Source organism: Marinobacterium sp. NO-S09 (assembly GCF_059179545.1).
In genome coordinates, this window is record NZ_CP168954.1 from 18,671 (window position 1) to 32,138 (window position 13,468).

Below are 13,468 nucleotides of genomic sequence, written 5' to 3' on the forward strand. Positions count from 1 at the left end.
CGCACTGTCAGATGTTATTTTTATTAGTCATCTGATAGTTAGCGCGTTCAAAACCGAATGCAACCCGACAAATTCAGATCCACGACCTGGATCAATAAATAGCTCTTGTGGGTGTTCAACTTTGGCAGCCCCTGGCCTACCCAAAGTAAGTACCCCCTTTGAGCCTCAGGTAAAACCATGCAGACAACATGCCATAACCCTGCGCGGAGTATGGAATTGAAATATTACGGGAAAATGTCAGATCTGCGACACTTCAAACAGAATGAAATGCTCTCTTTTGATGCAGACCGCACACAAAACGGGCATAAAAAAGCCCCGCAGGCTTGCACCGGCGGGGCTGACTGAATCAGGTTAGATCAACCGGATCAGTTCTTTTCCTTGTCGACCAGCTTGTTAGCTGCGATCCACGGCATCATCGCACGCAGTTTCTCACCGGTCTGTTCGATCGGGTGAGCAGCGTTGTTACGACGACGTGCAGTCATGGACGGGTAGTTGGTCTGGCCTTCAGCGATGAACATCTTGGCGTATTCACCGTCCTGGATGCGCTTCAGAGCGTTACGCATGGCTTCACGAGACTGCTCGTTGATCACCTCAGGGCCGGTTACGTACTCGCCGTACTCAGCGTTGTTGGAGATGGAGTAGTTCATGTTCGCGATGCCGCCTTCGTACATCAGGTCGACGATCAGCTTCAGCTCGTGCAGACACTCGAAGTAAGCCATTTCCGGCGCGTAGCCCGCTTCGGTCAGGGTTTCGAAGCCCATTTTAACCAGCTCAACAGCACCACCACACAGAACAGCCTGCTCACCGAACAGGTCGGTTTCAGTCTCGTCCTTGAAAGTCGTTTCAATGATACCTGAACGGCCACCACCAACGCCCATGGCGTAGGACAGAGCAACTTCTTTAGCGTTGCCGGAAACGTCACGGAAGATCGCGATCAGGTCAGGGATACCGCCGCCTTTTACGAACTCGGAACGTACAGTGTGGCCCGGTGCTTTCGGTGCAACCATGATTACGTCCAGATCAGCGCGCGGCTCAACCTGGTTGTAGTGGATGGAGAAACCGTGAGCAAACGCCAGGGTAGCGCCCTGCTTGATGTTCGGCTCGATTTCGGACTTGTACAGCTGGCCCTGGAATTCGTCCGGAGTCAGGATCATAACCAGGTCAGCAGATGCAACAGCGTCAGCTACGTCAGCCACTTTCAGACCGTGCGCTTCAGCTTTGGCACGGGAAGAAGAACCGGCACGCAGACCAACAGTTACGTCTACACCGGAATCTTTCAGGTTGCACGCATGCGCGTGGCCCTGAGAACCGTAACCGATGATGGAAACTTTCTTGCCCTGGATGATGGAAAGATCACAGTCTTTATCGTAATAAACCTGCATGGTTCTGATCCTTTGACTTGAATTGAATGATTCGGGTGCTGTTTGTCTCAGCAGCCCTTGGCCGCAGTGACTATAGCAATGGTGGCTAGATTAAGGGATCAATCTTGTTGCGTAAAATGATATATTTGCAATACAACATTGCACAAAGTGAAATACATGGATACCCGCGCCCTTCGCCTCTTTCTCAACCTGACCGAGACCCTGCACTTCGGTCGCAGCAGTGAGGCCTGCCATGTCAGCCCGTCGACACTGAGTCGCGCCATCAAGCAGCTGGAAGACGACCTGGGTGTCGCCCTGTTCCTGCGTGACAACCGCAGTGTACAGCTGACCGCCGAGGGTACCCGTTTTGCCCAGTATGCCCGTGACGCATTACAGCAATGGGAACAGGTACGTAATTCACTGCTGGAAAGTGCCGATGAGCTGCACGGCGAGATCAGCGTCTATTGCTCGGTTACGGCCAGTTACAGCTTTTTGTACTCACTGCTGAGCCGCTTCCGCAAACTCTACCCGCGCGTGGAAATCAAGCTGCATACCGGCGATCCTGAACATGCGGTAGCGCGAGTACAAAGCGGCCGTGAAGAGATCTCCATCGCGGCACGCCCCGGCCAACTGCCGTCCGGTATCGCGTTTCGGCCGATGGACCGCACGCCTCTGCTGTTTATAGCGCCTGTACACATGGAATTCAGCGAAGCAGACTGGCGCCGACGGCCGATGATCCTGCCCGAGAGCGGGGTTTCCCGCGAGCGGATCAACCAGTGGTTTGCCAACCAGCAGATTCAGCCGGATATCTATGCCCAGGTAACAGGTAATGAAGCTATCGTCAGCATGGTCAGTCTGGGCTTTGGCATCGGTGTGGTACCCCAGATCGTGCTGGATAACAGCCCCCTGTCGGATCGTGTTGAAGTCTTGCCCACGGAACCGGCACTGGAACCTTACGAAATCGGTTTGTTTGCCCAGGAGCGCAAGCTGCGCTCCCCTATTATTAACGCCTTCTGGTCACTGTTGGACCCGGACGCTTCAAGCCCTGTTGCCCTCGGAGAGGAGCCCTCATGACAACGGACATGTTGACTGTTTTCGTTCTGCTCGGCATCACCATTGTGCTATTCCTGAGTGATCGCATCCGTATGGATCTGGTCGCGCTGCTGGTCGTCGTCAGCCTGGCACTCAGCGGTATCATCACGCCGGCAGAGGCCGTATCCGGCTTCGGTGAGCCCGTGGTCGTCATGATTGCGGCGCTGTTCGTGGTCGGCGAAGGCCTGCTGCGAACCGGCATTGCCAGCGCCACCGGCAGCTGGCTACTGAAAGTCGGCGGTGACAGTGAAACCCGGCTGCTGCTGTTCCTGCTGCCGGTGGTGGCGCTGCTGTCAGCCTTTATGAGTTCAACCGGTGCGGTCGCCCTGCTGTTGCCTGTAGTGATGAGCCTGTCACGGCGCTCAGGATTTGCGCCCTCTCGGTTACTGATGCCACTGGCCTTCGCCGCCCTGATCGGCGGCATGCTGACCCTGATCGGTACCCCGCCCAACCTGATTGTCAGTGGCCAGATGCGCAGTTCCGGACTGGAGCCCTTTGGCTTCTTTGACTTTACCCCGATCGGGTTCGCCATTCTGGTGGTGGGAATGGCCTATCTGATACTGGTTGCCCGACGCTTATTGCCGCAGCATCAGGCCACTGCCAGTAAACAGGAAAGTCCGGGGCTGCGCACCCTTTATACCCGCTACGACCTGTCGCGCCAGCTGCATAAACTGGAAGTGCGCCCCGGCAGCCCCTTGGCACAGAAGACACCTGCGGAAGCGGCGCTGAGATCCGAATATGAAGTTACCGTGATTGCCATAGCGCGCAGCGGCGGCTGGCTGCCCAGCCTGATTCCGGTCCTGGCCAACACTCGCATGCGTTACCGTGACCAGATGCTGGTATACGCGGATGACGCCCAGATTGAACGCCTCTGCGCGGAACAGTCTCTGACCTGTCTGGATTGCCCCGCCAGCGAAATTGCACGACTGGAAAAAAATGCCGGTCTGGCCGAAGTATTGGTGCCGCCGGAATCCAAGTTCTGTGGCAAAACGGTAAAACAGGTTCGCTTGCGCGAGCGCCTGGGTTTGAGCGTGATCGGCATCCGCCGCAATCAGGAGCTGATCGACCTGCACTTTGCCAGCACTGAACTGGAAGCGGGCGACACGCTACTGCTGGCAGGCAGCTGGGAGCAGATTCGCAACCTGAACCGCAGCCGCGACCTGGTAGTACTGAATACGCCGCCGGAACTGGAGGAAGTCCCCACCCACGGCAGCCGTGCACCCGTCGCACTGGGCATTCTGGGTGCCATGCTGGTCTGCATGACCACCGGCTGGCTGGACAACCTCAGCGCCATTTTGCTGGCGGCTTTGGCGATGATTCTGAGCGGCTGCGTCAATCTGACCGAAGCCTATCGTTCACTCAACGCTACCAGCCTGATTCTCATTGCCGGCATGCTCCCCATGGCCCTGGCGATGGAACGCAGCGGCGCGCTGGATTACCTGGTGCAACACCTGGTCAACCTGATCGGGGACAGCAGTCCGCTGATGCTCTGCGCCAGCCTGTTCCTGGTGACCTCGGTGCTCAGCCAGTTCATCTCCAATACCGCCACGACCGTACTGGTAGCACCGGTGGCGCTGAGCACCGCCCAGCTTCTAGGCGTAAACCCCGAGCCGGTGATGATATCGGTGGCCATAGCGGCCTCAACCGCCTTTGCCACGCCCATCGCCTCACCGGTGAATACACTGGTGCTCACAGCGGGCAACTACCGATTCGCCGATTTTGCCCGCGTAGGTATCCCCCTGCAGCTGTTGGCACTGGCACTGACACTGGTACTGACGCCACTGCTGTTTCCCTTCTAAACCGGTTACCGGGATCAGCCACTCAAGTGCTGATACAGGAATGACAGGGAGCGCGACCACGCCAGGGCCGCGTTCTCTTCGTCATAGCGCGCCCCGGTCGGGTTGGCGAAGGCATGATCGGCCACATACCAGTGAACCTTGAGGTCGATTTTGCCTGCGGCCGCCATGGCACGCTCGAAACTGCCCACCATTGCCTCATCGATGCTCTTGTCCAAAGTACCAAAGTGGCCCAGTACCGGACTCTTCAGCGCAGCCAGCTGTTCTGGCGTACGACGCACATTGCCGTAATAAATGATGGTGGCATCCACCGGGACCGCCAGAGACGCATCCAGCGACCAGCCACCGCCAAAGCACCAGCCCAGGGTGCCGACCTTGCCGGTGCAGCGTTCATGATTTCGCAGCCAACCAATCCAGCCCACCAGCGTTTCGGTTGCCACCCCTTCATTCACCCCGTCTTTCAGCGCCATGGCTTCGTCACGGGTGGTGCCCACGCCACCGCCGTAGAGGTCGACGGCCAGCGCGATGAAGCCCTGTTCAGCCAGGTCGGCGGCCACAGCCTTGATCTGGTCATTCAATCCCCACCACTCATGAATCAAAACCACCGCCGGGAAAGGGCCCTCGCCCTTGGGCATCGCCAGGTGCGCACCGACTTGAGCACCACCGCTGAGTGTGCGCTGTACCGCCTGGGTTCTATCACCGGCCGCTTGTGCCAGCAGCGGGTCGGCCAGCACGACTGCCAGCGGCAAACTGAGCATGCCCTTGAGGAACTGGCGCCGCTGCTCTGAGCTGGCCTTGGGCAAAGGGCGTGTATCCGTAGACGTGTTACAGCTTTTCAGGTCACACATGTCGCACATCCTCACTGACTGGGTTCACAACACTATAGACCAAAGGGTACGCCGTTAGCCGGGGAATGGAGCTTTCCGCCGCAGTGCAAAAAAGTTCTTCTATACTGTGCCAAAAGGCTTTTTTTTGAGCCCTTTTTGTTTCATATTTCGCGGTTTAACCGTCTGCCGTGTTCGCGGCTGCTTTTCGCTCGGGAGAGAGAACCCTGCTCCCACCACTCACCCTGCATTGCCGGAGACCTGTGGCGATGAAAAAACTGTTCCAAACCCTGCTGCCCTCTCTGCTCCTGACCGGCGCCACCGCCAGTGCCGCACAAGAGCTGCACATCTATAACTGGTCCGACTATATCGCCGAAGACACCATTGAGAACTTCGAGAAGGCAACCGGTATCGATGTGGTCTACGACGTCTACGATGCCAACGAAGTAATGGAAGCCAAACTGCTGGCCGGCCGCAGTGGTTATGATCTCATTTTCCCCACCGCCCGCCCCTTTGCCGAGCGTCACATCAAGGCTGACCTGTACCAGCCACTGGACAAGAGCCAGCTGGAAGGCCTGGATAACCTGGACCCGGTGATCATGAAATCCCTGGCCAGCATCGATGCGGATAATGCACACCTGGTGCCTTACATGTGGGGTTCCAGCGGCATCGGCTACAACGTCGAGAAAGTACGGGAAGTGCTGGGTGACGACATGCCCAAGGATACCTGGCGCCTGCTGTTCGACCCGGAAATCGTCGCCAAACTGGCCAGCTGTGGTGTAACCCTGATGGATGACCCCACCGAAGTGCTGGTTGCGGCCAACATCTACCGTGGTGCTGACGCTGATGACTTCAGCAAGGCAGGCATTGCCGGTGCCAGCGAAACCGTCGCCGCCGTGCGCCCCCACATCCGCTATTTCCACAGCTCGCAGTACATCAATGACCTGGCCAACGGCGATATCTGTGTTGCCCACGGCTACTCCGGTGATGTACTCCAGGCCCGTGACCGTGCTGCCGAAGCCGGCAATGGTGTCGAAATTGCCTATGCCGTTCCGTCTGAAGGCGCGCTGGTTTGGACAGATGTGATGGCGATCCCCGCTGATGCCCCTAACCCGGGCCCGGCGCACACCTTCATCAACTACCTGCTGAAGCCGGACGTGATTGCACCGATTACCGACTACGTGGCCTACGCCAACGCCAACCGTGCCGCCACCGAACTGGTGGATGAAGAGATCCGCAACGACCCGGGTATCTACCCGCCGGCCAACACCCAGGCCAAGTTGCAGGAAACCCCAACGCCTTCAGAGCGTGAAATTCGCGCCCTGAACCGCAGCTGGACCCGTGTTAAAACCGGTCAGTAACAGCTCCGGTGTGCCCACACTGCCCCTGCTATCGGGGGCAGTGTATGGATCGCGATTCAGGGCACTGGCAAGCGTGCATTCCGCGCCTGAAAGCCCACCGCAAAGCCGCGTGAAAAAGTTTATTTGGCGGTGCAAAAAATGCTTTTTTTTGACGGTTTTTTGCTCCATATTCTCGCTTTGTACTGCACCTGCTGCATTCGCAGCCGCATCTCTTGGGGCCGTCCCGTCCCCAACCATCCACAGCGTTGCCGGAGATCCTTGGCGATGAAAAAAGTTTCTAGCGGATTCAAATACTTATTCCCTTCCCTGCTGCTGACGACTGCCACACTCAGCAACGCTGAAGAGCTGCATGTGTATAACTGGTCGGATTACATTGCCGAAGACACCGTCGCACAGTTCGAGCAGGAGACCGGCATCAAGGTCATCTACGATGTCTATGACTCCAACGAAGTGCTGGAAGCCAAGCTGCTGGCGGGCCGCAGTGGTTATGATTTGGCCTTTCCCACGGCTCGCCCCTTTGCCGACCGCCATATCACGGCCGGTCTGTACCAGCCACTGAACAAGGACAAGCTGAGCAATCTGGACAATATCGACCCGGTGATTCTGCAATCACTGGCCGATATCGATGCCGGCAACCAGCACCTGGTGCCTTATATGTGGGGCACCACCGGTATTGGCTACAACGTGAAAAAGGTGCGCGAAATCCTCGGTGATGAAATGCCGCTGGATACCTGGCGCCTGGTGTTTGATCCCGAGATTGTCGCCAAGCTGGAAGGCTGTGGTGTCAGCCTGATGGACGACGCCACCGAAGTATTCATCGCGGCCAGCGCCTACCGGGGGCAGGACACTGCTGACTTCAGCAAGGCAGCTATCGAAGTGGCTGCCAATACGGTGCAGGCTGTGCGTCCATACATTCGCTACTTCCACAGCTCGCAGTACATCAATGACCTGGCCAACGGCGATCTCTGCGTTGCGCACGGCTACTCCGGCGACGTGCTGCAGGCACGTGACCGTGCCGCTGAAGCCGGCAATGGTGTCGAAGTGGCCTATGCAGTCCCGTCCGAGGGCGCGGTTGTCTGGACCGATGTGATGGTGATTCCCAAGGATGCCCCCAACCCGGACGCGGCCCATCGCTTCATCAACTACCTGATGCAGCCTGAAGTCATCGCGCCAATTACCAACTATGTCGCTTATGCTAACGCCAACGCAGCGGCGACCGACCTGGTCGACGCAGAGATTCGTATGGATCCGGGGATCTACCCGCCGGCACAAACACGGGAAAAGCTCATCATGATCAAGACACCCGCTGAGCGCCAGCTTCGCGACATGAACCGAAGCTGGACCCGAGTCAAAACCGGCCAATAAGCCTTTAAACCGAAACACCTTGCCCCTGACTTCAGGGGCATATTTTTTGGCAGGTCGCAGCGGCGGCCTGTGATGGGAGAAACACGCTACGATGAATCGCGTACGTCAGTTCAAGCCCGAAGAACCCTGGCAGGCCCCTGAAGAGGAGCCCATTGTCCGCATTGAGAACGTCACCAAACGGTTTGGCGCCTTTTATGCTGTCGACGATATCAGCCTGCATATCCACCAGGGAGAGTTCTTTTCGCTCCTGGGCTCTTCGGGCTGTGGTAAAACCACCCTGCTGCGCATGCTGGCCGGCTTTGAAACCCCGACCAGTGGCCAGATCTTCATTGATGGCCAGGATGTAACCAACATCCCGCCCTATGAGCGACCGGTCAACATGATGTTCCAGTCATACGCCCTGTTTCCGCATATGAATGTGGCCGACAACATCGCCTTCGGTCTCAAGCAGGAAGGCATGGCCAAGTCCGAACGTCAGGACCGGGTTGCCGAACTGCTGTCACTGGTCCAGATCGAACAACTGGCCAAACGCAAACCGCATCAGCTGTCCGGCGGCCAGCGCCAGCGTGTGGCACTGGCACGTTCACTGGCCAAGCACCCGAAAATCCTGTTGCTGGATGAGCCTCTGGGCGCTCTGGATAAAAAGCTGCGCGAGCAGACCCAGTTTGAGCTGGTCAATATTCAGGAGCGCCTGGGCATCACCTTCGTGGTGGTGACCCACGACCAGGAAGAAGCGATGACCATGTCATCACGCATTGCGCTGATGCACGAAGGCCGTATCGAACAGGTCGACCCGCCGCGCCGCCTGTATGAATTCCCCTCCACGCGCTATGCCGCCAGCTTCATCGGCTCGGTCAACCTGTTTGACGGCTATGTGGTGCAGCAGGATGACGACCAGGTACTTGTCCAGTGCGACGAGGCGGACAGCCTGCTGCAGGTACGCCACAGTCAGCCCCTGGTCCCCGGCATGGCCGTGACCCTGGCGTTGCGCCCGGAGAAAGTCCGGGTACTGAAAGACTTTGATGAAGAGGCCCCCAACCAGCTGCGCGGCCAGATCAAGGAGATTGCCTACCTGGGCGATGTCTCCATCTACCATGTTCAGCTGCCGGGCGGAAAATGGGTGCAGTTTACCCAGCCCAACGTACAGGCACTGGCCGAGCAGCCGCTGACCTGGGATGAAGAGGTAACACTGGGCTGGTCTGCCAACAGCTGCGGGGTACTGACCGAATGAAGCTGAAACCCGGACTGCCGCCGGCACGTAACCTGATCATAGCCGTTCCCTGGTTCTGGCTGGCCCTGTTCTTCCTGCTGCCGTTTCTATTCGTGCTCAAGATCAGCCTGTCCGAACCGACACTGGCACAGCCGCCCTACATGGACCTGATTCGTGAGATCGAGGACGGCTTTGTCACGCTGGTGATCAACTTCAGCAACTACCAGCTGCTGCTGGAGGATTCGCTTTACCTGAGTGCCCTTTGGGGCTCACTCAAGGTGGCCGGCATTTCCACACTGTTCTGCCTGCTGATCGGATACCCCATGGCCTATGCCATTGCCCGTTCACCGGTACATTGGCGTCTGCCCCTGCTGATGCTGATTATCCTGCCGTTCTGGACCTCGTTCCTTATCCGCATCTACGCCTGGATCGGCATTCTCAAGACCAACGGCCTGCTCAACAATCTGCTGATGGGCATGGGGCTGATCGACAGCCCACTGGAGATCATGCATACCCCGATCGCGGTCTATATCGGCGTGGTCTACAACTATCTGCCGTTTGTGGTGTTGCCACTGTATGCCACCCTTATCCGACTCGACCTGACCCTGCTGGAAGCTGCTGCCGACCTTGGCTGCCGCCCGTGGAAGCAGTTCCTGCTGATTACCCTGCCGCTGTCGATGCCGGGCGTATTGGCCGGCTCCATGCTGGTATTTATCCCGGTAATGGGCGAGTTCGTTATTCCGGACCTGCTGGGAGGACCGAATACGCTGATGCTGGGCAAACTGATGTGGACCGAGTTCTTCAGCAACAAGGACTGGCCACTGGCCTCTTCACTGGCCGCATTGCTGCTGGTCGTACTGATACTGCCCTTTGTGCTGCTGCGCCACTTTGAGCGCCGTGCCGAGGAGGCCAGCACATGAAGCGACGCATGCCTCTGTTGATCAGCATCCTGCTGTTCGGTTATGCCTTTCTTTATATTCCGATTGCCAGCCTGATCGTCTACTCGTTCAACGAGAGCCGGCTGGTGACGGTCTGGAGTGGTTTCAGTACCAAGTGGTATGGCGAGTTGCTGCAAAACGACCAGCTGCTCGGTGCCGCCTGGCTCAGTGTGCAGATCGCCGCACTCACCGCCAGCCTGTCAGTCGTGCTGGGTACACTGGCGGCATTGGCGCTGGTAAGGTTCCGTCGCTTTCGCGGCCGTGGTTCGCTGGAAGTGATGGTCACCGCGCCACTGGTGATGCCGGAAGTGATTATCGGTCTGTCACTGCTGCTGTTGTTTGTCGCCATGGAAACCGTCATTGGCTGGCCTGCGGGACGTGGCATGAACACCATCGTCATCGCCCATACCACCTTCGCCATGGCCTATGTGGCGGTAGTGGTGCAGAGCCGGCTGGCGCACATGGACCTGTCGCTGGAAGAAGCGGCATTGGATCTGGGCGCTCGCCCGCTGAAGGTGTTCTTCACCATCACCCTGCCGATCATTGCACCGGCACTGGTGGCCGGCTGGCTGCTGGCGTTTACCCTGTCGCTGGATGACCTGGTCGTCGCCAGCTTCGTCTCCGGCCCCGGTGCGACAACCCTGCCGATGGTGGTGTACTCCAGTGTGCGTCTTGGCGTCAGCCCCGAGATCAATGCGCTGGCCACCATTATCGTGGGGCTGGTCAGTGTCGCCGTGTTGATTGCCGGCTTTATCCTCTGGCGTCAGGAAAAGCGCAACAGCATGGACAGCAACTGACCCGAACAACAGGCAACAAAAAACCGCTGGCCGTTTGCACGGACAGCGGTTTTTTTTGTGGGAAAGTAAAGGGCTACTAAAGCGTCATCGAGGCAGCCGAGGCAAGCGGAACGCCGCCCGGGCAAAAGCAGGCGAAAAAGCGCAGTTTAGTAAACTAAATGAGCATTTTGAGCCTGCTTTTAACGCAGCATCGGCAAAGCAGATAGCTTTTAGAGGCTCAGCACCTTCTCGCCACGTGCGATACCACAAACACCGGAGCGCACCACTTCCAGAATGGAAGCGCTGCCCAGCGCACTGATGAAGGCATCCAGCTTGTCGGATGCGCCTACCAGCTGCACGGTGTAAGTCGTCGGGGTCACGTCGATGATCTGACCACGGAAGATGTCGCAGGTACGCTTGATCTCCGCACGCATCTGGCCACTGGCCTTCAGCTTGATCATCATCACTTCACGCTCGATGTGCTCGCCTTCAGAAAGGTCGACCACTTTAACCACGTCAATCAGCTTATTCAGCTGCTTGGTGATCTGCTCAACGACACGGTCATTACCGATGGTGGTGACGGTCAGACGGGACAGGGTCGCGTCTTCGGTCGGTGCCACGGTGAGTGACTCGATGTTGTAGTTACGCTGGGAAAACAGACCTACCACGCGTGACAACGCACCCGGTTCGTTCTCCATCAGGACGGATATGATATGGCGCATGCTCAGGTCCTCTCTGTCTTGCTCAGCCACATGTCACGCATGGACCCACGGGGTACCTGCATCGGATATACGTGCTCGAACGGGTCGACCGCGATATCCATGAACACCAGGCGATCCTTGAGTGCGAAGGCTTCACGCATGGCGCCTTCCAGGTCGGAATACTTGTCGACCTTCATACCCACATGGCCGTAGGACTCAACCAGCTTGACGAAGTCCGGCAGGGACTGCATGTAGGACTGGGAGTGACGGGACTCGTAGTTCATGTCCTGCCACTGACGTACCATGCCCAGCGACTGGTTGTTGAGACAGAGAATCTTCACCGGCAAATCGTACTGATTACAGGTGGAGAGCTCCTGAATGTTCATCTGGATGCTGCCTTCACCGGTCACGCAGGCTACGTCGTCATCCGGGAAGTTCATCTTCACACCCATGGCGGCCGGCAGACCGAAGCCCATGGTGCCCAGACCACCGGAGTTGATCCAGCGGTTCGGCTTGTTGAACTTGTAGTACTGCGCCGCGAACATCTGGTGCTGACCTACGTCCGAGGTCACGAACGCATCGCCGTTGGTGACCTTGCTCAGCATCTCGATAACCTGCTGCGGTTTCATCAGCTCGGAGTCATCGGTGCGGAAACGGCCGCCATGACGCTGACGCCATTCGTCGATCTGCTGCCACCAGGCATGAAGTGCATCCGCATCCGGCTGCTTCTTGCTGCCTTTGACCAGCTGGATCATCTCTTCCAGTACCACCTTGGCCGGGCCCACGATAGGGATATCCGCCTGGATGGTCTTGGAGATGGATGCCGGATCGATATCGATGTGCACGACCTTGGCCGTCGGACAGAACTTGTCGCAGGCGTTGGTCACACGGTCATCAAAACGCGCACCCACTGCCAGAATCAGATCCGCGTGGTGCATCGCCATATTGGCTTCGTAGCTGCCGTGCATGCCCAGCATGCCGATGAACTGGCGATCCGTACCCGGGAAACCACCCAGACCCATCAGGGTATTGGTGACCGGGAAGTTGAGTAGACGTGACAGCTCGGTCAGCTCGGTGCTGGCATCACCCATGATGACGCCGCCACCAGTGTAGATGACCGGACGCTTGGCGTTCAGCAGCAGGTCGGTGGCCTTCTTGATCTGACCGGTATGACCGCGGGTGATTGGCGTGTAGGAACGCATTTTCACCTGCTTCGGATATTCATACGGATAACGCTCGGTCGGCGTGGTCATGTCCTTGGGAACGTCGATCACGACCGGGCCCGGACGACCGCTCTCGGCGATATGGAACGCCTTGCGTACGATCGACGGGATATCCTCTGGACGCTGCACACTGAAGTTGTGCTTCACCACCGGGCGAGAGATGCCCAGCATGTCAGTTTCCTGGAACGCATCTTCACCAATCAGGTGACTCATGACCTGACCGGTAATCACCACCATGGGGATGGAGTCCATAAATGCAGTCGCGATGCCGGTTACGGCATTGGTTGCACCCGGGCCGGATGTCACCAGCGCGACGCCGGCCTTGCCGGTAGCACGCGCATAAGCATCCGCCATGTGAGTTGCAGCTTGCTCATGGCGCACCAGAACGTGCTGTACATCTTCCTGCTGGAACAGAGCGTCGTATACATGTAGCAACGAGCCGCCCGGATAGCCGTAGATGTACTTAACACCCTCGTCTCGGAGGGCGCGTACCACCATTTCTGCGCCTGAAAGTAATTCCACTGTTGTACCCTCTATCAGCATCGGCACCCTGCCGATGACTTACAGTTTCAGCGTTTCTGCAACGATGAACACGGCCTTCCGCGGTCTGATGTTGTCGCTACCACGGTTCCTGCAAAACGCGGGATTCTGTTTACTGGCACGTGTTCGGGTGCTGGCCAGGCGAGGATCTTCTTACCTGACAGACCTGTCTGAGACTTAAGCCGGGTAGCGCTTAAAACCACCCGCGGTCTCGGGATTTCCTACCACCGCAAGCCTAGAAAACAAATAGCCTTCCATTCTCGCACCTTGACAACCTTCGA

The 13,468-nt window shown here is 57.7% G+C and carries 11 protein-coding genes; 7 read left to right on the forward strand and 4 right to left on the reverse strand.

Annotation, left to right across the window (positions count from 1 at the left end):
- Window positions 1-365 precede the first annotated feature (365 nt).
- The gene (ilvC, locus tag O3C79_RS00105; RefSeq protein ID WP_417534792.1) at window positions 366-1,391 is read right to left on the reverse strand and encodes a ketol-acid reductoisomerase; all 1,026 of its coding nucleotides are present in this window, start codon (window positions 1,389-1,391) and stop codon (window positions 366-368) included.
- A gap of 147 nt (window positions 1,392-1,538) precedes the next feature.
- Between ilvC and ilvY the strand changes: the two genes are divergently transcribed.
- Window positions 1,539-2,435: an HTH-type transcriptional activator IlvY gene (ilvY, locus tag O3C79_RS00110; RefSeq protein ID WP_494384377.1), complete on the forward strand. Its 897-nt coding sequence runs from the start codon at window positions 1,539-1,541 to the stop codon at window positions 2,433-2,435.
- Window positions 2,432-4,252, forward strand: coding sequence for an SLC13 family permease (locus O3C79_RS00115; RefSeq protein WP_494384378.1), 1,821 nt, complete (start codon window positions 2,432-2,434; stop codon window positions 4,250-4,252). Before ilvY ends, O3C79_RS00115 begins: the two co-directional genes overlap by 4 nt.
- Window positions 4,253-4,266: 14 nt before the next feature.
- Here O3C79_RS00115 and O3C79_RS00120 read toward each other — a convergent pair whose 3' ends face one another.
- Window positions 4,267-5,097 (reverse strand): dienelactone hydrolase family protein, encoded by an 831-nt coding sequence (locus O3C79_RS00120; RefSeq protein WP_494384379.1) that lies wholly within the window; start codon window positions 5,095-5,097, stop codon window positions 4,267-4,269.
- 245 nt (window positions 5,098-5,342) lie between these two features.
- Here O3C79_RS00120 and O3C79_RS00125 point away from each other — a divergent pair, with 245 nt between their 5' ends.
- The 5 genes from O3C79_RS00125 to O3C79_RS00145 all read left to right on the forward strand — a co-directional run bounded on the left by O3C79_RS00125 (window position 5,343) and on the right by O3C79_RS00145 (window position 10,744).
- A complete protein-coding gene (locus O3C79_RS00125; protein ID WP_494384380.1) occupies window positions 5,343-6,434 on the forward strand; it encodes a polyamine ABC transporter substrate-binding protein in 1,092 nt (363 codons plus the stop codon).
- Between the two features lie 264 nt (window positions 6,435-6,698).
- Window positions 6,699-7,799 carry a polyamine ABC transporter substrate-binding protein gene (locus tag O3C79_RS00130; protein ID WP_494384381.1) on the forward strand — a complete coding sequence of 367 codons (1,101 nt, stop codon included), beginning with the start codon at window positions 6,699-6,701 and terminating at the stop codon, window positions 7,797-7,799.
- A 91-nt stretch (window positions 7,800-7,890) separates the two neighbouring features.
- Entirely contained in the window at window positions 7,891-9,030 is a 1,140-nt protein-coding gene (locus O3C79_RS00135; RefSeq protein ID WP_010321623.1) for an ABC transporter ATP-binding protein, read from the forward strand.
- Window positions 9,027-9,929, forward strand: a complete 903-nt coding sequence (locus O3C79_RS00140) for an ABC transporter permease subunit (protein WP_494384382.1) — start codon at window positions 9,027-9,029, stop codon at window positions 9,927-9,929. The genes O3C79_RS00135 and O3C79_RS00140 overlap by 4 nt, the downstream gene beginning before the upstream one ends.
- Window positions 9,926-10,744, forward strand: a complete 819-nt coding sequence (locus tag O3C79_RS00145) for an ABC transporter permease subunit (RefSeq protein WP_010321625.1) — start codon at window positions 9,926-9,928, stop codon at window positions 10,742-10,744. The genes O3C79_RS00140 and O3C79_RS00145 overlap by 4 nt, the downstream gene beginning before the upstream one ends.
- Before the next feature lie 209 nt (window positions 10,745-10,953).
- Here O3C79_RS00145 and ilvN read toward each other — a convergent pair whose 3' ends face one another.
- On the reverse strand, window positions 10,954-11,445 hold the full coding sequence (gene ilvN / locus O3C79_RS00150; RefSeq protein WP_010321626.1) for an acetolactate synthase small subunit: 492 nt from the start codon (window positions 11,443-11,445) through the stop codon (window positions 10,954-10,956).
- Window positions 11,446-11,447: 2 nt separating this feature from the next.
- Window positions 11,448-13,169: an acetolactate synthase 3 large subunit gene (locus O3C79_RS00155; RefSeq protein WP_494384383.1), complete on the reverse strand. Its 1,722-nt coding sequence runs from the start codon at window positions 13,167-13,169 to the stop codon at window positions 11,448-11,450.
- Between the last annotated feature and the right edge of the window lie 299 nt (window positions 13,170-13,468).

Coding starts and splice junctions, on each gene's coding strand:
- O3C79_RS00140 (WP_494384382.1), top strand. CDS start 9,027: ATGAAGCTGAAACCCGGACTGCCGCCGGCACGTAACCTGATCATAGCC.
- ilvY (WP_494384377.1), top strand. CDS start 1,539: ATGGATACCCGCGCCCTTCGCCTCTTTCTCAACCTGACCGAGACCCTG.
- O3C79_RS00130 (WP_494384381.1), top strand. CDS start 6,699: ATGAAAAAAGTTTCTAGCGGATTCAAATACTTATTCCCTTCCCTGCTG.
- O3C79_RS00120 (WP_494384379.1), bottom strand. CDS start 5,097: ATGTGTGACCTGAAAAGCTGTAACACGTCTACGGATACACGCCCTTTG.
- O3C79_RS00145 (WP_010321625.1), top strand. CDS start 9,926: ATGAAGCGACGCATGCCTCTGTTGATCAGCATCCTGCTGTTCGGTTAT.
- O3C79_RS00135 (WP_010321623.1), top strand. CDS start 7,891: ATGAATCGCGTACGTCAGTTCAAGCCCGAAGAACCCTGGCAGGCCCCT.
- O3C79_RS00115 (WP_494384378.1), top strand. CDS start 2,432: ATGACAACGGACATGTTGACTGTTTTCGTTCTGCTCGGCATCACCATT.
- O3C79_RS00125 (WP_494384380.1), top strand. CDS start 5,343: ATGAAAAAACTGTTCCAAACCCTGCTGCCCTCTCTGCTCCTGACCGGC.
- ilvN (WP_010321626.1), bottom strand. CDS start 11,445: ATGCGCCATATCATATCCGTCCTGATGGAGAACGAACCGGGTGCGTTG.